Here is an 18,694-nt window from a genome sequence, read left to right as displayed (position 1 = left end):
TCCTAGCTGCCAGAGAGCGCGCCGGACCGGGCGCCGCGGTACCAGTACTCGAGGGTCAAGACGTGCCAGAGGTGCTTCGCCCGGTCCTGCTGACCGGCGGCGTCCTCGGCCACGAGCTTGCGCAGCGCGTCGCGCCGCAGGAAGCCGGACTCGACGAGGACACCTTCGTTGACCACTTCCTCCACGAGCGGCGCGAGGTCGCGGCTCATCCACGCCCGCAGCGGCGCGCTGAAAAGACCCTTGGGGCGGTAGACGATCTCCTTCGGCAGGATGGCCGTCGCCGCTTCCTTGAGCGCCGCTTTGCCCTGGCGGCCGACGATCTTCTTGGTCCCCGGCACCCGGAACGCCGCCTTCACCACCTCGACGTCGACGAACGGCGTGCGCACCTCGGTGGAGGCGGCCATCGTCGAGCGGTCGGTGTAGGTGAGGTTCAGGCCGGGCAGGAACATCCGCGTATCGGCCAGGCACATGCGGTTGACGTAGTCGGACAGCACCTGGTCGTGGTAGGTGTCGGCGTGTTCGGTCAGCACGTCGTCGACCGCGACGGCGAAGTCGGGGTTCACGAGGCCCAGCAGCTCGCCGCGGTCGTACATCGTGTAGCTGCGCCGGAACGCCGTCTCCTCCGGCAGCTCCGCGAACGACAGGAACCGCTTGGCGAAGCGCACCGTGCGGTAGCCGCGGCTCGCCGACGCGACCGGCAGCCGGTCCACGACGGTCCCGATCGGCTTGCGCACCACGCCCGGCACGCGTTGGTAGCGCAGCGCGAGCTGGTTCGCGTAGTGCTTGCGGTAGCCGGCGAACAGCTCGTCGGCGCCCATGCCGGACAGCAGCACCTTCACGCCGGCCTCGCGCGCGGCCGAGCAGATGAGGAACGAGTTGATGGCCGCGGGATCGCCGATGGGCTCGTCGAGGTGGTAGGTCATGCGCGGCAGGAGGTCGAGCACCTGCGGCGCGATCTCGATCTCGTGCAGGTCCACGCCGAACCGCCGGGCCACGATCCGGGCGTACTCGAGGTCGTCCGGCATCGCCTCGAACTTGGCGTCCTCGGCGCGGAAACCGATGGTGTAAGCGGAGATCCCGGGCTGCTGCCGCGCGGCGAGCGCGGTCAGGTAGCTCGAATCGAGGCCACCGGAGAGGAACGTGGCGACGGGGACGTCGGCGAGCAGGTGCTTGCTCGTCGAATCGGCGATGACCTCGTGCAGGTCGACGTCGCCCCGGTGGTGGCGGCTGTACTCCTCGCCTTCCTCGGCGACCTGGCGCAGCGACCAGTACGCGCCGCGCTCGGCCGGAGCGCCGGGCCGGAAGCGGATCCACGTGCCGGGCTGCAGCTTTTCGACCTCGCGGTAGGCGCAGCGGCTGTCGGGCACCCAGTAGTAGAGCAGCGACGCGATCAGCGCACCCTCGTCGACCTCCAGCGTGCCGCCGAGCTCCGTGGCCAGCGCCTTGAGCTCGGAGGAGAACGCGACACCGCCGCTGCGCTGGACGAAGAACAGCGGTTTGATGCCCAGCTGGTCGCGCACCAGCACCAGTTCGCCGGTGCGTTCGTCGAAGATCCCGAACGCGAACATCCCGCGCAGCCGCGGCAGGCAGTCGACGCCCCATTCGCGCCACGCGCGCAGCAGCACCTCGGTGTCGGACGTGCCCCGGAAGCGCACGCCCTTGCCCTCGAGTTCGGCCCGCAGCTCCGGCGCGTTGTAGAGCTCGCCGTTGTAGGTCAGCGCGAGCCCCTCGGCCACCATCGGCTGCGCACCCGTCTCCGACAGGTCGACGATCGAGAGCCTGCGGTGTCCGAAGTGGACTTCGCCGGCGCCGGCGCGGTGGTCGTAGCGGCCCGAGCCGTCCGGCCCGCGGTGCGCGAGGCACTTCGTGAGCCGATCGGTGAGCGGGCCGCCGTCCGGCCAGTGGTAGGCACCTGCGATGCCGCACATGTGCGTTCGCCCTCTCTAGCTTTCCGGACCGGACTGGACGGGCGCGAACTTCCTCGTCGGCAATTCCGAGTTGGCGGCCTGCTCCGGCTGACGCTGCTCCGGCTTGCGCGGCTCCGGGGTCGGGGTGCGCTCTTCGGGCTTGCGCGGCACCGGGCTCAGCCGGCGAGTCGGCGCCTCGTGGTGGTGACGCTTCGGCTCGACCGGCTTGACCGGCTCGGCCGGCTCGGCCGGTGTGATGACGGAGCTCTCGATCGTCTGCTCGCTGTCCTGCTCCACCGGCCAGTCGATGGGTTTCTCGGGCTCCTGCGCCACGAACTTCCGCGGCGGCACGGGAGCCTTGTCGCCCGCGGTGCCGGCGGGTTTCTCGTCGGCGAGCCGTATGGCCGGCTTCTCCGCCTGTTTCGCCGCGACCACGCTCGCCCGGCCGCGCAGCGCGGTGTGCAGGCCGTCCCACAGCGTGCCGTCGGTGTGGTCCTTCGGGTCCGGGTCCACGAGCACCACGCCGAGCACCGGGATGCCGCAGTCGGCGAGCTGGCGCGCGACCGTGTGCAGCCACAGCGTGTTCGCGTGGCCCGAGCGCACCACCAGCACCGTTTCCCGGCCGAGGTACTCCAGGTCCGTCCACGCGGTGCCCGGCGCGACCGAGCCGACGCCGATCAGGTGCGCCGCGCGTTTCGCCGCCGGGTCGCCGGCTTCGACGACCTTCACGTCGCCGGCCGCGGGCAGCTTCGCCGCGTCGCGGTGCGGCAGGTCGTCGACGACCACCACGGGACCGTCCTCGGCCAGCTCCTGCGCGATGTCCAGGGCAAGCCCCGCGGCCACGCCCGGCGCGCCGAGTTCCAGCAGCGACAACGGACCGCGTTCGGAGCGCGCCGCGCGCACCAGCGTCACGGCCACGCGCTTGCGATCCGCCACCGGCCGCGACCGGGCCCACAGCCGGGCCGGACCCCGCCCCTTCGACCGCAGCTGCGCGATCACCGAAGCACCGAGGTGCTCGGAAACCTCTCGCCGCAGCACCGGCCGGTCGCGCACGAGCGCCGTCACCATCGCCAGGCCGAGCCCGAGGGCGAGCCCCAGCGCCAGGCCGATCGCACCGTTGGTGGCGACGGTCTTGAGGAACGACACCTTCACGATCGCCGGCGCGTCGACGATCTGCGTGCCCGCGGCCACCTGCGGCGTGCCGATGCCCGCCTGCTGGGCCTGGTTCTGCAGGTCGGCGATCTTCGACGTCAGGTCGGCGCGCTGCGAGTAGAGCTGCTCCAGCGTGCCGGCGTTGGCCCGGCTGCCCTTGTCCGCCTCGGCCGCGGCCTGCGCATCGATCTGCGAGAGCTGTTGCTGCGCCTGGGTTCGCTGGTCGAGCAGCGCCTTCGCCTGCGCGGTCGCGGCGGCCTGGTTGCGCTGCACGTGGTCGGCGATGAAGACGTCGGCCAGCGCCTGCGCCTTGGCCAGCGCCTCGGTCGGCGTCTTCGCCTTCACCGTCACCTGCAGGACGTTGTTGGTGAGGCCGAGCCCGGCGTAGTCCTTCAGGAAGTCTTCGGTCGATTCGGTGCTGCCGGTCTTCTTCAGCGCCGCCGAAGCGATCTTCGCGGTCTGCAGCACGGCGACGTCGGTGCGCATGAGCGTGCCGCTGTCGGTCGGCGAGTCGTCCGGGTGGATCACGATGACCTTCGTGACGGCGGTCGGCGGAGCCGGCAGCAGCACGGCGACCGCGCCGCCGACGACGAGCCCCAGCAGCGCGAAGGTCAGCCACAGCCGGCGTTGCCGGCGCACGGCGACGACGAGCCGCTGCAGATCGATCAAGGGCGGCGAGGAATTCCTGTCTGTGGTCACGGCGAACCTGCCATCACGTCGCGGTCCACCGGGACCTGGGGTGGACCCGCCGCGGCGGGTGCTCTGCGCGGTTTTCCGGTGACGCGGACCTGGCGGGTCAGCACCGCACCCAGCACTTCGTGCCCGGCGTCGGCGCAAGCCTCCGCGACCGCCACGAGCTCCCACGCGCTGCGCGTGCCGAGCGAGAGGACCACGAGCACGCCGTCGGTGCCGTCGGGCACGGTCGGCTGCACGCCGGCGGCCACCACGACCTCGGTGACGGTGAGCTGCACCCGCACGCGTTCGGAGTGGGCGACCTTCGCGAACTGCTCGGCGGCCCGCCGCGCGGCACCGTCGCCGGCGGCGACGAGCACGAGCAGCCGCAGCACGCCATCGCGGTCGGCGCCGAGGCGCGCGAACACGCGGCGGTAGCGCAGTTCGCGGCTCGCGTCGTCGGCCGACACGGGCACTTCCGGCAGGTTCCACGGTCTGTCGCTGCCGGTGATCCGGCGCAGCACCCCGCGGACGCCGGCGGCCGGCTCGCGCTCGCCGGACTCCGGCACGTCGACGCTCGCCAGCACGGGCGCGCCCAGCGCGGCACCGATCTCGGTTTCGCTGCGCAGCCGGCGGTCGGTGCGCGAACCGAACAGGTAGCCGAGGACCCCGATGAGGAAGAACAGGATCGCCCCACCGCCGGCGAGCTGGGGCAGGGTCGGTGCGGCGGCCGACGTCGGTTTCTCCGACGGCCCCATCACGACCATGTTCCCGGCGCCCGTGGCCGCGTCGGCGGCGTTGAGGTTGTTCATGGCCTGCTCGAGCGAGGTCCGCAGCCCCTGCAACTCGGTGCGGACCTGCACGCCCTCAACCGTCTGCCCGTCCTGCACCGAACGGGACAGGTCGAGGATGCGCTGGTTGGTCTGCGCCACCTGCTGGCGCAGCGCTTCCCGCTGCTCCTGGGCCAGCTGCGCCGACGTGTCGGCCGAGTTGGCGAGCAGCTGCGTGGAGTACTTCACGAACTCGTTCGCGACTTGGTCGGCGAGCTGCTGCGCGTTTTGCGGGCTGTCGCCGTCGGCGGTGATCGCGACGACGTTGCCCTGCGCCACCGAGGCGCTCACCTTCTTCTGCAGGTCCGTGCCGGTCTCGCGCAGCCCCAGCGCCGCGCCGGCGCGGTCGAGCACCACGGAGCTGGTGGCCACCTGGGCCTGGGTGAGCAGTTCGTCGGCCTGGCGCGGGCCCTGCAGCAGCACGCTGGCCGTGGTCTCGTAGCCGGGCGAGAGCACCAGCGACGCCCCCGCGCCCACCCCCGCTCCCACGACGACCAGGATCAGCAGCGCCCGCCAGCGCCTCCGCAGGACCTGCCCCACTGTGGAGAGTCGTACCGCGTCGTCACTCAAGATCGGGGTCCCCCTCCCGCATCGGGCAGTTGAAGTGGCGTACCGGTTACTGACCCCGTCGTCAGGCCCGACGCGTTGGTTACACCGAACGCAGGAAGCTTGTTCAATTCGCGATCAACCGTGCGGCTCAGCGAATCGCGCGAACGTACGCGGCGAGCAGCGCCTGCTGTGAGTTCTCCCAGGCCAGCGGGCCGCTGACGCGCGCCTTCCCCAGCGCCCCCATGCGGGCGCGCTCCTGCGGGTCGTCGAGCAGCACGGCCACGAGCTTGGCGAACTCGGTGACGTCGTTGGCCGGCGCGTAGAGCGCCGCGTCGCCCGCGGAAACCCGCGCTTCACGAAGCTCGAACGAGACGATCGGTTTGCTCATGGCCATGTACTCCATGACCTTGTTCATCGTCGACACGTCGTTGAGCGGGTTGAGCGGGTCGGGCGACAGGCACACATCGGCCGCGGACAAGTAGCGCAGCAGGTCGGCGTCGGACACGCGGCCGGTGAACTCGACCTGGTTCGCCAGGCCCAGTTCCTTCGACAGCGCGACCATGTCGTCGAACGTGTCGCCCGCGCCGACGAACACCGCGTGCCAGTCGGTGCGGCCGATCTCGTCGCGCAGGGAAGTCAGCGCGCGCAACGCGTAGTCCACCCCGTCCTGCGGCCCCATCACGCCGAGGTAGCAGAGCAGGTGGGGTTTGCCGCGTTTGAGCTCGGGTTCCACGGGCACCTCGTGGAACCGCTCGACCACGGGCGCGCTGCGGACCACGAACACGTCCTCGGGCCGCTTGCCGCCGCGGATGAGCGCGACCTGGCGGTAGCTCTCGTTGGTGGCGATCACGACGTCGGCCGCGCGGTAGGTCGAGCGCTCCAGGGCGCAGACGCCGCGGTAGAGCAGGTCCTGGCCGCGGTCGAAGCGGGAGAGGTAGAGCTCCGGCACGAGGTCGTGCTGGTCGAAGATGAACTTCGCACCCTGGCGCTTGAGCCTGCGCGCGACGAGGAACAGCAGGTCCGGGGGGTTGCAGGCGTGCACGACGTCGACCGGGCCGACCTTGCGGGCTGCCCGGATCGTGTGCCACAGCGCCGAGCCGTACTCCTGCAGGTACCCCGCGGGGCCACCGGTCGCCGCCTTCAGCGGGTACCGGTGGATGTGCACCTCGTCGACCACGGCCTCGGGTTCGGTGTCGCGTTTCGTGCCCTGCGGGCAGATCACGTGCACCTCCCAGCCGGCGTCGCGCAGCGTCTGGCACTCCTGCCACACGCGGCGGTCGAACGGCACCGAGAGGTTCTCGACCAGGATCAGCGCTTTCTTCTTGTCACCAGGCAAGGCCGACGTATCCCTCTTCGGCCCGGCGCACCTCGGCGTCGGGGAGGCGGACGAGGTCGACGAGCGTCTGCTCGCCGCCGTGGGGCAGGGCCGCGAGCACGGCCGGGTCGGCGGTGCCGACGAGGCACACGTCGGCGTGCGCCAGCACCTCCTCCACCGACCCCGCGAGCAGCTGGCCCAAGTGCGGCAGCCGGGCATCGATGTACTCGCGGTTGGCGCCCATCAGACGCGACAGGCTCACGTTCGCGTCGTAGATCTTGAGGTCGTAACCCTTGCCCAGCAGGCGTTCGGCGAGTTCGACGAGCGGGCTCTCGCGCAGGTCGTCGGTGCCCGGTTTGAACGACAGGCCGAACAGGCCGACCTTGCGCTTGCCGGTGCGCGCGACGAGGTCGAAGGCGCGCTGCAGGTGGTCGGAGTTCGAGGGCAGCACGTGCGCGAGGATCGGCACCGACACGTCGGCGCGGCGCGCGGCGTAGACCAGCCCGCGCAGGTCCTTCGGCAGGCACGAACCGCCGAACGCGAAGCCCGGGCGCAGGTACGCGGGGCTCACGTTGAGCTTGCGGTCGGCGAGGAAGACGTCCATCACCTGGTGCGAGTCGAGCCCCAGCGCGCGGCAGATGGCGCCGAGTTCGTTGGCGAAGCCGATCTTCAAGCCGTGGAAGGCGTTGTCGGCGTACTTGGTCATCTCCGCGACCGGGATCGGCACGCGGAAGACGTCGCCGGGCAGCCCCTCGTACAGCGCCGCGACGATGTCGCCACTGGCCGCGTCGAGTTCGCCGATGACGGTCTTCGGCGGGTCGAAGAAGTCCCGCACACTGGTGCCCTCGCGCAGGAACTCCGGGTTCACCGCGACGCCGAAGTCGACGCCCGCGGTGCGGCCGCCGGCCTTCTCCAGGATCGGCACGAGGAGGTCGAGGCACGTGCCCGGCAGCATCGTGCTGCGGAACACCACCGTGTGGCGAGTTTCCTTGTGCGCCAAGGCTTCGCCGATCTGCTCGGCGACGCGCTCGAGGTACTCGGTGGACAGGCTGCCGTTGGGCGCCGAAGGCGTGCCCACGCACACCAGCGACACGTCGGTCGCCGCCACCGCCTCGGCCACGCCGGTGGTCGCGCGCAGCGCCCCCGACGCCACCACCTCGGCCGTCAGTTCACCGATGCGCTCCTCGACCACCGGCGCGTTGCCGCGCGTCACCAGGTCGACCTTCACCGGGTTCACGTCGACCCCGACGACCTCGTGCCCGCGCCCCGCCAGACAAGCCGCGGACACGCACCCCACGTACCCCAGCCCGAAGACACTGATCCTCACGCTTGAACCTCCGCCCGCATTCGCTGACCGGTTGGTCGGCACGCGGCGGCCGTTCGTTACCCGTTCAGGCCATTCGGTGAATGGCAACCGGATTCACGTATCGATTTCGCGCTGTTTCGGCTTCTTGTTGGTCCGGTGACAGCTTTTTCCGTTGCGGTAGCGGCATTTCGGCCAAGAAGCGACGAAGCGCCGGGGAAGCGTGCGAATGCTTCCCCGGCGCCGCGGGTCGTTTGCCGATGGCTGATTTCAGTTGTTGCTCACGAACTGGTTCGCGAGGTTCTGCCCCGTGCTGTTCGCCGAACCGTGGTTCTCGATCGGCGAAACCTTGGAGTTCTTGAAGCAGAGGTAGGTCACGCCGGAGTCCGTACCGCCGTTCGAGGGATCCGGATTGATGCCGAGGTCCTTGGCCGTCGCGTACGACGCTTCGCCGATGATCCCCGTCGGCCCGGTGTCGCCGATCACGGTGTACTCGACTTTGCCGTTGTAGATCACCGCGCAGCTGCCGCCACCCTTGAGCCCGGACGACCCGTAGTTCCACGTGCTGCTCGAACTCGGCACCACGATGTAGGGCAACGCCGCGGCGTTCAGCGGCTGCCCGTCGCTCTGGTGGAACGCCGTGTCGTCCTGGAAGCAGCAGTCGGTGTCCTCGTTGCACTGCGACGTCCGCTGCCCGTCGCAATCGATGTCCATGTCGGCCTTCCAGAACACCGCCCCGTTCGCGTCGCACACCGCGACGGTCGTCGAGCCGGCGTCCTCGTCGGTCTTGTACTTGCCGTTCGAGATCTGCTTGCAGCTGTTCATCTTGGCCAGTAGCTGCGCTGCGGAGGGGCCGGCTGCGGGTTGTGCTTGGGCTGTGGTCTGGGCCGGGTTCCCGGCTGCCGGTGCTGCCGATGCCGACGCCACCGCTGTGGGCAGGACCGTGGCGGCGATCGCCATGGTCGCGAACAGGATCAGCTTCCTCATCGAGGCTCCCTGTTAGTTAGGAAAGTTTCCTTACAGTTGCGGCGTAGCGCACAGGATGCACCTCGATGCGGTGCGTGACAACCCTTCTTGGGTGAGTGGTTTTCCGACTGGGCGGGGAGGTTTGTCGAAGTCGCAGCTAGTTCGGGGAAGTGGTCACGAAAGGTGGGAATTGAGGTACCGGGGAGTGGGACATTGGTGGGGTTTTGGGGGTGGTGTTGTGTTGTGCGTGGGGATGCGGTCCTGCGCGGGGGCGGCGGTTGCGTTGTGGGTTGATGCGGTCCTGCGCGGGGGCGTGTTGCGTGGCGTAGGCACCCTGAAGCTCGAGTGTGACTACGGCCGCTGACCCCGTGTCAAGGCGGGAAAGCGTGCCTTGACACGGGGTCGGCGGCCGTAGAGGAGCTTCGGATCGAGGTGCCGGGCAGGGGCTGGGCGCATCCTCAGCTGGGTAGTCGGGCGGCGGTGTCGTATGCGTGGTGCGTCGCCGTTACGAAGTGGCGGCCAGCGGCAGGGCACATCCTCGGTGGATCTGCCGGGCGGCAGATTCGTATGCGCGCGGTGCGTCGCCGTTCGAGGCGCCGGGCAGGGGCTGGGCGCAGGACTTGCTGCGTAGTTCGGCGGCGGTGTCGTAGGTGGGGGTGCGGTCGCCTTGGGTGGGTCTAGAAGCTCGAGAACTTGCCCAGGAACCAGCGTCGCCGGGTTTGGGCGAGGGCGTCTTCGGCCCAGGCCTGGTCGAAGTCGTGGCGCACCTCCACGCGGTGCTGCAGCCACTCGCCGCCGCGGGTGGGGCGGCGGTCGCCGGCGTACACCCGCGTGGCGCCGGCCGCCTTCAAGTGGCCGAGCACGCGGCGATCCACCCGTCCCTGCGGTAGCGCGTAGCGGCACACCGGGCGACCGCTCAGCTCCCCCAGTACGCGCGGCGCGACGTCCAGCTCGCGGCGCAGCACTCGCTCTTCGAAGAACCGCTCGGCTCCGAACCGGTCCCAGCCGTGGGAGCCGACGTCCATGCCGGCCGCCACGAGGTCGCGGAGGCCGGAGCGGTCGACGAAGCCGCGCGAGCCGACGCGGCCGGCCAGGGGGAAGAACTCGCCGCGCAGGCCGCGGGCCACCAGGCGCGGCAGGGCGACTTCGACGTCGGAGACGTTGCCGTCGTCGAAGGTCAGGCGGACGTCCGGCCGGGTGCCCACCAGGTCGAGCAGGGTGTCGAACTGGTCGACGGTGATCCAGCGTTCGTCCTCCCCCGGGTCGAGTGCACGCTGGGGTCTGCCGATGCCGTGCACCGCGAAGTTGACCATCACACCTCGTCCCGGTCGGACCGCTGGACCTCCTGTGTTCCGCTTAATCGATGGAGCAAATGGAGTAGTTACACTATCTACACAAAGTTATTTCCGGATCGCCAAAGTGCAGCACTTCGGGCCGCCGCCGGCCTTCCGCAATTCGGAAACGTCCAGGTAGACGGGTTCGTAGCCGCGGGCCTCCAGCTGCGCGCCGAGCCCGGTGGCCTCCAGCGGCAGCACGACGTTGCGCCCGTCGGACACCCCGTTCAGCCCGAAGCACTCCGCGTCGGCAGCCGTGGCGATCACGGCGTCGGGGAACAGCCGGCGCAGCACGCGCCGCGAGCCGGGCGAGAAGGCGTCCGGGTAGTACGCGATCTGGGCCGGCACGCTGTCCGTGCCAGTGTCCGCCTCGGTGAGCACGAACAGCGCCGTGTCGAGGTGGTAGTAGCGCGGGTCGACGAGGTTCAGCGACACCACGGGCACGCCGAGCACCTCCTGCGCCTCCCCGTGCGCGGCGGGGTCGGTGCGGAAACCGGTACCGGCGAGCAGCAGCTTGCCCGTCCAGGCGAAGTCGCCCTCGGCTTCGTTGATCCGCTCCGGCATCGTGAGGTCGCGGTAGCCGTGCTCGACGAACCAGCGGCGGAAGTGCTCGGCCTCGGCCGCGCGCTGCGGCGCCCGGAAGCGCGAGCCGAGCACGCGCCCGTCGACGACGGTGCCCGAGTTCGCGGCGAACACCATGTCCGGCAGCCCCGGCTGCGGCTCGATCTCCTCGACGGTGTGGCCGAGGCGGCGGTAGGTGTCGCGCAGCTCCGTCCACTGGGCCACGGCGACGTCGGCGCTGACCGGCTGCGTCGGGTCCATCCAGGGGTTGATCACGTAGTCCACCGCGAAGAACCGCGGCGGGCACATCAGGTAACGGCGGGTGGTGGGCACGCGCTGCACAGACTCTGCCTGCATAACTGCAGAGTAAGGTCGGCCAAATTCGCAATCAATCGCTGTTCGCTGCGCACATACCTGCTAAACATTGCGTGTGAACACCATCGACCAGCGAATCGTTTCCTGCCTCGTGGCGAACGCGCGCTCCAGCTACGCGGAGATCGGGAAGGTTGTCGGACTGTCCGCTCCGGCGGTCAAGCGCCGCGTCGACCGCCTGTTGGAAACGGGCGTACTGCGCGGCTTCACGGCCGTCGTCGATCCCGAAGCGCTCGGCTGGGGCACCGAGGCGTTCGTGGAGGTCCACTGCCAGGGCAACGTGGCGCCCGGGCGGATCCGCGCGCGGCTTGAACCACTGCCGGAGGTCGTCGCCGCCTACACGGTCTCCGGCGCGGCGGACGCGATCGTCCACCTCCGTGCCGCCGACATCCACCACCTCGAGACGGCGCTCGAGCGGCTGCGCGGGCTCGAGATCGTCGACCGGACCGTGTCGACGGTCGTACTGTCCCGCCTGTTGGAACGGCCACCGAATCCGCAGTCCTGAACCGATGCCCTGGCGGTCATCGGAAACCGCGATCGGCCGGGTTCACCTTCGAATTCTTCCCACATCCCGGGAAATTTGTGCCGCGCCGGGCCATCCGGTGTGCTGTGCGCAGCCGATCCGGGACCCGACCCGGCCGGTTTGCACCAACAGTGGGAGACGCGCGTCACTCCGGTTCGCCTGGAAATACCGTTACCATCGGTTACAGGTAACACAAACCGCCCCGTCCGCTACCGCGCCGAGCAGGTTCGAAGTCCGGGTACCCCACACTTCGGGAACTCCCGAGTCCCCGACGAGTAACCTCGGGAGTGGCCTGGTGATCCAGCCGACATCGCCGGGCGGGCGTTTTCCCCGGGGGCCGACCCGGGGGTCGCAGCACGTCGGGAGAGAGGGATTCCCTGACCAATGAGCACGAGTGCGAACGGCGGTCCTGGGGGCGCAGAGGCCGGCAACGGCCACGCCGCCTTGACCAACTCGAGGTCCACCGAAGTCAGCAAACTGGACCGGGTGGTCATCCGGTTCGCCGGTGACTCTGGCGACGGTATGCAGCTGACCGGCGACCGGTTCACCTCGGAGGCCGCGGCCTTCGGCAACGACCTGTCGACGATGCCGAACTTCCCCGCCGAGATCCGGGCCCCGCAAGGCACGATCCCCGGCGTCTCGTCGTTCCAGGTGCACTTCGCGGACTACGACATCCTCACGCCGGGCGACCGGCCGGACGTCCTGGTGGCGATGAACCCCGCCGCGCTCAAGGCGAACCTGCGCGACGTTCCGCACGGCGGCACGATCATCCTCAACACCGACGAGTTCACCAAGCGCAACCTCGTGAAGGTCGGGTACGACAACGACCCGCTCGACGACGACACGCTCTCGGCGTTCCAGATCCACCGCGTCGCCATGTCGACACTGACGCAGGGCGCTCTGGCCGACACCGGCCTCGGCAAGAAGGACGCCGAGCGGTGCAAGAACATGTTCGCGCTGGGGCTGCTGTCGTGGATGTACCACCGGCCGACCGAGGGCACCGAGCGGTTCCTCAAGGAGAAGTTCGCGAAGAAGCCGGACATCGCCGAGGCCAACATCCTGGCCTTCCGCGCCGGCTGGAACTACGGCGAGACCACCGAATCGTTCGCGACGACGTTCGAGGTCGCCCCCGCGAAGCTCGACAAGGGCACCTACCGGCAGATCACCGGCAACACCGCGCTCGCGTACGGGATCGTCGCGGCCGGCCAGCAGTCCGGGCTCCAGATCCTGCTCGGCACCTACCCGATCACGCCGGCGTCGGACATCCTCCACGAGCTGTCCAAGCACAAGAACTACGGCATCATCACCTTCCAGGCCGAGGACGAGATCGCCGGCATCGGCGCGGCGCTGGGCGCGTCCTACGGCGGCGCGCTGGGCGTCACCTCGACCTCGGGCCCGGGCATCGCGCTCAAGTCGGAGACCATCGGCCTCGGCGTGATGACGGAGCTGCCGCTCGTCGTGATCGACGTGCAGCGCGGCGGCCCGTCGACGGGCCTGCCGACCAAGACGGAGCAGGCCGACCTGCTGCAGGCGATGTTCGGCCGCAACGGCGAATCGCCCGTGCCGATCATCGCGCCGCTCTCGCCGGCCGACTGCTTCGACGCGGCGCTGGAGGCCACGCGGATCGCGCTGAAGTACCGCACGCCGGTGCTGCTGCTGTCCGACGGCGCGATCGCCAACGGCTCCGAGCCGTGGCTGGTCCCGGACGTCGCGAACCTGCCCGACCTGCGCGTCGAGTTCGCGAAGGAACCCAATTCCGACGGTGCTTCGGCCGGCTCCGGCGAGTTCTGGCCATACGTGCGCGACCCCGAGACGCTGGCGCGCGAGTGGGCCGTGCCGGGCACGCCCGGGCTGCAGCACCGCATCGGCGGGCTCGAGAAGGCCGACCGGACCGGCCACATCTCCTACGACCCCGACAACCACGACAAGATGGTGCGGCTGCGCCAGGCGAAGATCGACGGCATCGACGTGCCCGACCTGGTGGTCGACGACCCGTCCGGCGGCAAGGCCCGCGTCCTGGCGCTGGGCTGGGGCTCGTCGTACGGCCCGATCGGCGCGGCGTGCCGGCGCGTGCGGAAGCTCGGCATGCCGATCGCGCAGGCGCACCTGCGGCACCTGAACCCGCTGCCGCGCAACCTCGGTGACGTGCTCCGGTCCTACGACAAGGTCGTGGTCCCGGAGATGAACCTGGGCCAGCTCGCGCTGCTGCTGCGGGCAAAGTTCCTGGTGGACGTGCACTCGTACACCAAGGTCGCGGGGCTGCCGTTCAAGGCCGAGGAGCTGCAGAACGTGTTCGCCGACATCATCACCAGCACCGTCCCGGAGGGCGTCAAGTGACCGCCATCGACCTCGGACTGCCACAGCTCGGCGGTCTGGACCTGGTCCCCACCACCGACGAACCGCAGAAGGCCAAGGACTACAAGTCCGACCAGGAAGTGCGCTGGTGCCCCGGCTGCGGCGACTACGTGGTGCTCAACGCCGTGCAGTCGTTCCTGCCGACGCTGGGCCTCAAGCGCGAGAACATCGTGTTCATCTCGGGCATCGGCTGCTCGTCGCGCTTCCCGTACTACCTCAACACCTACGGCATGCACTCGATCCACGGCCGCGCGCCGTCGATCGCGACCGGTCTCGCGACCACGCGCCCGGACCTGTCGGTGTGGGTCGTCACCGGCGACGGCGACGCGCTGTCCATCGGCGGCAACCACCTGATCCACGCGCTGCGCCGCAACGTGAACATCAAGATCCTGCTGTTCAACAACCGGATCTACGGCCTCACGAAGGGCCAGTACTCGCCGACGTCGGGCCAGGGCATGGTCACCAAGTCGACCCCGATGGGTTCGGTGGACACGCCGTTCAACCCGCTGTCGCTGGCCATCGGCGCCGAGGCGTCGTTCGTGGGCCGCGCGCTGGACTCCGACCGCAAGGGCCTCACCGAGGTGCTCGAGGCGGCGGCCCGCCACCGTGGCTCCGCCGTCGTCGAGATCTACCAGAACTGCCCCATCTTCAACGACGGCGCGTTCGACGTGCTGAAGGACAAGGACGAGGCCGCCACGCGCCTCATCCCGCTGCGCTCCGGCGAGCCCATCCGCTTCGGCCCGGAGGGCGAACTCGGCGTCACCCGCAGCGGCTGGGGCGGCCTGGAGGTCGCCAAGGTCACCGACATCGGCGAGGACAACCTCGTCGTCCACGACCCGTCGATCCCCGACACGGCCTACGCCTTCGCGCTCTCCCGCCTCGGCGACCAGAACCTCAACCACGTCCCCACGGGCATCCTGCGCTCCGTCGAACGCCCCACCTACGACGACGCCGCCCGCGCCCAGGTGGACGAAGCCCGCGCCGCCCGCACCCCCGACCTCCAGGGCCTCCTTCGCGGCAAGGACACCTGGACCGTCGTTTAAAGCCCCGCCAAGAATGGGCCTCCTCGCTCCCGCGAGGAGGCCCTTCTGCAATTGCGACTTCGACTCCAACGACCGGCAACCGACCGGTTGCGCGCCCGAACGACAGTCGGCAGATCCTCCCACTCGGACAACAAACTCCAGCCGGTCAACCCGAGTTCCGACGCGCTGCAGCGCCCGACCTATCCACTATGGATAGTCCACTCCACACCGAGGCAACCACACCGCGAGATCGCGCCGCCCCGGCGAAGCCGGGGCCAAAATTACAGCGGCCGGAAGCCTACGCGTTCCGCATCGGCCGAGGTGCGGAACCAGACTTCGGCCACCATGCGCGGGAATTGGGGCGATTCGTCGGTGCAGTAGCGCAGCGCGGTGACGCTCGCTTTGATCGTGAAGGCTTCGGAGGGGCGGCCGCCGCCCGGGCGGGGCATCGCGGAGCCCGGGCCGAACGGGCCGGGCGGCACGGAGTCCTCCGGGGTCTCGCGGGCCGGCGGGGGTTCGGGCGCCGCCATGGCGGCGGCGACCTGGTTGGGCTGCACCGACGGTTCGAACAGCGAGCCGCTCTGGGCGCCCGTGAGCTCGGGTTCCCGGCGTTCGACCGAGCGCATCGACGGCTCGATCGGCCGCGGCGGCTCGAACCCGCCGCGGGGGGATTCGCGCGGCTGGCGCTTCGGCAGGGCGCCCGGCTCCAGCGCGTCCTCGACAGCGTCCTCTGTGGACCCCGCAGATTCCACAGAGGACTCCACTGGCTCCACCGGCTCTGGCGCGGGTTCCGCGACGGCGCCCGGTGCCGGGGCGGGCGTGAGGTGCTCGGTGGCCTCGTGTTCTTCGAGGTAGCTGCTGCCGGTTTCTTCGTGGTCGCCGGGCTCTTCGAAGGGTGAGCGTTCCTGGGTGAACCAGTCCGATTCGGCCGTTTCCGGGGCGGGCGCGGGCTGCTGGAACAGCGACACCGATTCGTCGGGAGCGCCGAAGGAAGATCCGGGCTCGAGCTTGCTCTCGATCGACGCCGGCTCCGGCGCGCGGTGGTAGCCGCTGCCGTGGTCCTCTTCGTCCGCTTCGAACGCCGGCTCCGGCGCCGCGTGGTAACCGCTGCCGGCATCTCGGGAGACGGGGTTCAGGTATTCGGTCGCGGCTGCGCGGTACGCGGCGCCACTGTCCACGGAGGACGGCGCGGGGGCCGGCTCGAAGTCGTCGGCGACGGACTCCGGGTCCGGCGCCGTCCGGTACTCCGCCTCGTACTCGGCCTCGGGCTCGAACCCGGCCGACGGCGTCGCGCTGATCAGCTCGGTCGGGGCGTGCTCACGCTCGTCGCGGGCCCACGACGGCGTGAGGTCCGGCTCGGCGAAGTCGTGATCGTCGTCCGAATACTCCGAGGGCAGCGAGGACAGCGAAGACCGGGAGGACATCGACGACATCGACGACATCGCGGGCGCCGAAGACTCCGGGAACTCCGGCGCGACCGGCGCCAGCACCGCGGTGCCGGTCGCGGCCAGGGCCGCCGCGTTGGCCGGCGTGCGCGCGTTCTCGGCGTGCGCCGCGGCCAGTGCTTCCTCCAGCTCGCGGACCCGCTTGCGCGCCGGCAACACGAGGACCAACCAGGCCACGAGAGCGCCGACGAAGAACGCCAGCAGGCTCCACAACCAGACCTGTCCGAAAATGGACATCTTCCCTGCCCCTTTTAGTGCGTTCGCGCGACCAGGTAGTCGGCGACCGACTCGCAGGCATCGCGCGCAGGGGAAGCGGGCAGCGCTGTGAGCTCGGCACGTGCTCGCGAAGCGTAGTCGGAAAGGGTGACGCGCGCGCGTTCGAGTCCGTGAGAACTTCGCAAGAGCTCGAGGGCCTCCTCGACCAGCGCGTCCTCGGTGATGGGGCCGGCGAGCAGCTCCACGAGCCGCGGATCGGTGGCCGGGTCGGCCAGCGCGTACAGCATGGGCAGCGTACGGACGCCTTCGCGCAGGTCAGTGCCCTGCACCTTGCCGAGTTCGTCGGACGGCGACGCGATGTCGATGATGTCGTCCGAGATCTGGAACGCGGTGCCGATGATCTCCCCGAACCGGCACAGCGCCTGGATGTACTCCTCGGGCGCCCCGGACATCATGCCGCCGAAGCGCCCGGACGTCGCGATCAGCGAGCCGGTCTTCTGCGCGATGACCGTGAGGTAGTGCTCGACGGGGTCGTCGCCGGGGCCCGGGCCGACCGTCTCGCGCATCTGGCCGGTCACGAGCTCGCCGAACGTTTCGGCGATGATGCGCGCCGCGTCGGTGCCGAGGTCCGCGACCAGGCGAGAGGCGTGGGCGAAGAGGAAGTCGCCGGTCAGGATCGCGACGGTGTTGTCCCAGCGCGCGTTGACGCTCTCCGCGCCGCGCCGCATGGTCGCCTCGTCCATCACGTCGTCGTGGTACAGCGTCGCCAGGTGCACCAGCTCCACCGCGGCGGCCGCGATGAGCACGTGCTCACCCTGCTTGGGCCCGAACTGCGCCGACAGCAGCGTGAACAGGGGACGGAAACGTTTGCCCCCCGCCTCGACCAGGTGCAACGCCGCGTCGTGCACCGCCTGCACGTCGCTCTTCACGACGTCGCGCAGCATCGCCTCGACGTCGGCCAGTCCCCCGGCGACCGCCCTCAGCAGGTCCTCGTCCTCGATCTGCAGCCCGACGGTCGCGCGCAGGTCCTCGACAGCGCCATCCCGCGCAGCGGCGGCTCCCGCCCCCGGGGGTGGTGAAGACACAGACACGTCGGCTCCGCTCTCTCATGCGCCGGCAGGTTTCCGGCCTTCAGAGTAGTGGCTACCCCAGGCCCGCCGTTTACCCGCTGTCCAGGGGAAACGGTGACGAACATGACATCGGGGGCCGATGGCCGTTCTCCCACCGAGCCGGACACCTCGTGAACCACGAACGGGTTGAACCACCCGCACGGACGGGTGATCAACGCTCTGCAGCGCAACGGGCGAAACGGGCGCGCGGATATTCACTCAGTGGGAGATCACCGGCGCGCTCCGGACAGCGGGGAGAGCGGCCCGGTCGACAGAACGGCACAGCGGAGGACAAGCATGCGCGGGAACAGCAGGCGAGCGGGGCTCGTCGCGGCGGTTGTGGTGGCCGGGGGCGTGGTCACGGGCGGGATGGCGCACGCGGACACGCCCGCCGGGGTGGCGGACCTCGGTGAAGCGAGCTTCACCAAGGGCGCGACCACGGTGACGGTGCCGGCGCTGGCGCCGTGCGCGGTGGAGGGGCCGACGAGCGCGTCGGCGGGCGCCGTGAGCAAGCCGGGGATCACGTTCGGGGGCGGGACGTCCTCGTGCACGACCACCGTCGTGGACCCGGACAACGACACGACCAGCACCAAATCGACGGCCACGGGGAAGAACTTCGAGCTCTCCGCACTCGTGAGCGCCGGCGGGCCGCGCATCCGGCTCGCGAGCTACACCGTCACGTGCGACGCGGTGCAGCGGCAGACGAACGCGAACTGGACGTTCAGCGGTCTCGCGGGCATCACCGGCCTCCCGTCGCCGATCCCGGCGGGCTACACCAAGCCCATCACCAAGTCGAACGGCACCGTGCTGGCCAACGCGGTCTTCAACACCCAGACCCTCCCCGGCGACGGCAGCATCAGCCTCACCATGCTGCGCATCGACTTCGCGCCCGCCTCGGGCATCACTGGCTCTCTTAGCGTCGGTCGCACTTCGTGCTCACCGACTGTGTAAATTGCCTCGGCTTCGCCGAGGCGGCGAGATCGCCTTTGAGCCGGCTTCTTCCTCATGATGTGCTCGGCCCTGGGGGGCCGAACACATCATGAGGAAAAAACCGGCGCGATCT

At 70.0% G+C, this 18,694-nt stretch carries 14 protein-coding genes; 4 read left to right on the top strand and 10 right to left on the bottom strand.

The window, feature by feature from the left end; all coding sequences use genetic code 11:
• Positions 1 to 2: 2 nt before the first annotated feature.
• The 8 genes from asnB to ddaH all read right to left on the bottom strand — a co-directional run bounded on the left by asnB (position 3) and on the right by ddaH (position 10,946).
• The gene (gene asnB / locus ACIA77_RS01715) at positions 3 to 1,928 is read right to left on the bottom strand and encodes an asparagine synthase (glutamine-hydrolyzing) (RefSeq protein WP_395883831.1); all 1,926 of its coding nucleotides are present in this window, start codon (positions 1,926 to 1,928) and stop codon (positions 3 to 5) included.
• Positions 1,929 to 1,943: 15 nt separating this feature from the next.
• The gene (locus tag ACIA77_RS01710; protein ID WP_395883830.1) at positions 1,944 to 3,758 is read right to left on the bottom strand and encodes a Wzz/FepE/Etk N-terminal domain-containing protein; all 1,815 of its coding nucleotides are present in this window, start codon (positions 3,756 to 3,758) and stop codon (positions 1,944 to 1,946) included.
• Positions 3,755 to 5,131 (bottom strand): exopolysaccharide biosynthesis protein, encoded by a 1,377-nt coding sequence (locus ACIA77_RS01705; RefSeq protein WP_395883829.1) that lies wholly within the window; start codon positions 5,129 to 5,131, stop codon positions 3,755 to 3,757. The genes ACIA77_RS01710 and ACIA77_RS01705 overlap by 4 nt, the downstream gene beginning before the upstream one ends.
• A 127-nt stretch (positions 5,132 to 5,258) precedes the next feature.
• Positions 5,259 to 6,446, bottom strand: a complete 1,188-nt coding sequence (locus ACIA77_RS01700) for a glycosyltransferase family 4 protein (RefSeq protein ID WP_395883828.1) — start codon at positions 6,444 to 6,446, stop codon at positions 5,259 to 5,261.
• Complete coding sequence (locus ACIA77_RS01695; RefSeq protein ID WP_395883827.1) at positions 6,436 to 7,752, bottom strand: nucleotide sugar dehydrogenase; 1,317 nt, start codon at positions 7,750 to 7,752, stop codon at positions 6,436 to 6,438. Before ACIA77_RS01695 ends, ACIA77_RS01700 begins: the two co-directional genes overlap by 11 nt.
• Before the next feature lie 246 nt (positions 7,753 to 7,998).
• Complete coding sequence (locus tag ACIA77_RS01690; protein ID WP_395883826.1) at positions 7,999 to 8,715, bottom strand: glycoside hydrolase family 75 protein; 717 nt, start codon at positions 8,713 to 8,715, stop codon at positions 7,999 to 8,001.
• Between the two features lie 656 nt (positions 8,716 to 9,371).
• Positions 9,372 to 10,007, bottom strand: coding sequence for a polysaccharide deacetylase family protein (locus tag ACIA77_RS01685; RefSeq protein WP_395883825.1), 636 nt, complete (start codon positions 10,005 to 10,007; stop codon positions 9,372 to 9,374).
• Positions 10,008 to 10,094: 87 nt separating this feature from the next.
• Positions 10,095 to 10,946: a dimethylargininase gene (ddaH, locus tag ACIA77_RS01680; RefSeq protein WP_395883824.1), complete on the bottom strand. Its 852-nt coding sequence runs from the start codon at positions 10,944 to 10,946 to the stop codon at positions 10,095 to 10,097.
• 73 nt (positions 10,947 to 11,019) lie between these two features.
• On the opposite strand from ddaH, the gene ACIA77_RS01675 reads away from it, so the two are divergent.
• The 3 genes from ACIA77_RS01675 to ACIA77_RS01665 all read left to right on the top strand — a co-directional run bounded on the left by ACIA77_RS01675 (position 11,020) and on the right by ACIA77_RS01665 (position 14,882).
• Positions 11,020 to 11,466, top strand: a complete 447-nt coding sequence (locus ACIA77_RS01675) for an Lrp/AsnC family transcriptional regulator (RefSeq protein ID WP_204091772.1) — start codon at positions 11,020 to 11,022, stop codon at positions 11,464 to 11,466.
• 402 nt (positions 11,467 to 11,868) lie between these two features.
• Positions 11,869 to 13,821, top strand: a complete 1,953-nt coding sequence (locus ACIA77_RS01670; RefSeq protein ID WP_395883823.1) for a 2-oxoacid:acceptor oxidoreductase subunit alpha — start codon at positions 11,869 to 11,871, stop codon at positions 13,819 to 13,821.
• Entirely contained in the window at positions 13,818 to 14,882 is a 1,065-nt protein-coding gene (locus ACIA77_RS01665) for a 2-oxoacid:ferredoxin oxidoreductase subunit beta (RefSeq protein ID WP_395883822.1), read from the top strand. The genes ACIA77_RS01670 and ACIA77_RS01665 overlap by 4 nt, the downstream gene beginning before the upstream one ends.
• A 260-nt stretch (positions 14,883 to 15,142) precedes the next feature.
• Here ACIA77_RS01665 and ACIA77_RS01660 read toward each other — a convergent pair whose 3' ends face one another.
• Both ACIA77_RS01660 and ACIA77_RS01655 read right to left on the bottom strand, forming a co-directional pair.
• Positions 15,143 to 16,543, bottom strand: a complete 1,401-nt coding sequence (locus ACIA77_RS01660; RefSeq protein ID WP_395883821.1) for a hypothetical protein — start codon at positions 16,541 to 16,543, stop codon at positions 15,143 to 15,145.
• A 14-nt stretch (positions 16,544 to 16,557) separates the two neighbouring features.
• Complete coding sequence (locus tag ACIA77_RS01655) at positions 16,558 to 17,607, bottom strand: polyprenyl synthetase family protein (protein WP_395884312.1); 1,050 nt, start codon at positions 17,605 to 17,607, stop codon at positions 16,558 to 16,560.
• 321 nt (positions 17,608 to 17,928) lie between these two features.
• On the opposite strand from ACIA77_RS01655, the gene ACIA77_RS01650 reads away from it, so the two are divergent.
• The gene (locus ACIA77_RS01650) at positions 17,929 to 18,582 is read left to right on the top strand and encodes a hypothetical protein (protein WP_395883820.1); all 654 of its coding nucleotides are present in this window, start codon (positions 17,929 to 17,931) and stop codon (positions 18,580 to 18,582) included.
• The last annotated feature ends 112 nt before the right edge of the window (positions 18,583 to 18,694 follow it).

The sequence above is a fragment of the Amycolatopsis sp. NPDC051903 genome, assembly GCF_044452505.1.
In the GTDB taxonomy this organism is placed as follows: domain Bacteria; phylum Actinomycetota; class Actinomycetes; order Mycobacteriales; family Pseudonocardiaceae; genus Amycolatopsis.
This window is presented reverse-complemented; position numbering and strand designations above follow the sequence as displayed.

What these genes read in the sequence shown, in the direction of transcription:
- asnB (WP_395883831.1), bottom strand. Translation starts at nt 1,928, where the DNA reads ATGTGCGGCATCGCAGGTGCCTACCACTGGCCGGACGGCGGCCCGCTC.
- ACIA77_RS01660 (WP_395883821.1), bottom strand. Translation starts at nt 16,543, where the DNA reads ATGTCCATTTTCGGACAGGTCTGGTTGTGGAGCCTGCTGGCGTTCTTC.
- ACIA77_RS01670 (WP_395883823.1), top strand. Translation starts at nt 11,869, where the DNA reads ATGAGCACGAGTGCGAACGGCGGTCCTGGGGGCGCAGAGGCCGGCAAC.
- ACIA77_RS01685 (WP_395883825.1), bottom strand. Translation starts at nt 10,007, where the DNA reads ATGGTCAACTTCGCGGTGCACGGCATCGGCAGACCCCAGCGTGCACTC.
- ACIA77_RS01650 (WP_395883820.1), top strand. Translation starts at nt 17,929, where the DNA reads ATGCGCGGGAACAGCAGGCGAGCGGGGCTCGTCGCGGCGGTTGTGGTG.
- ddaH (WP_395883824.1), bottom strand. Translation starts at nt 10,946, where the DNA reads ATGCAGGCAGAGTCTGTGCAGCGCGTGCCCACCACCCGCCGTTACCTG.
- ACIA77_RS01690 (WP_395883826.1), bottom strand. Translation starts at nt 8,715, where the DNA reads ATGAGGAAGCTGATCCTGTTCGCGACCATGGCGATCGCCGCCACGGTC.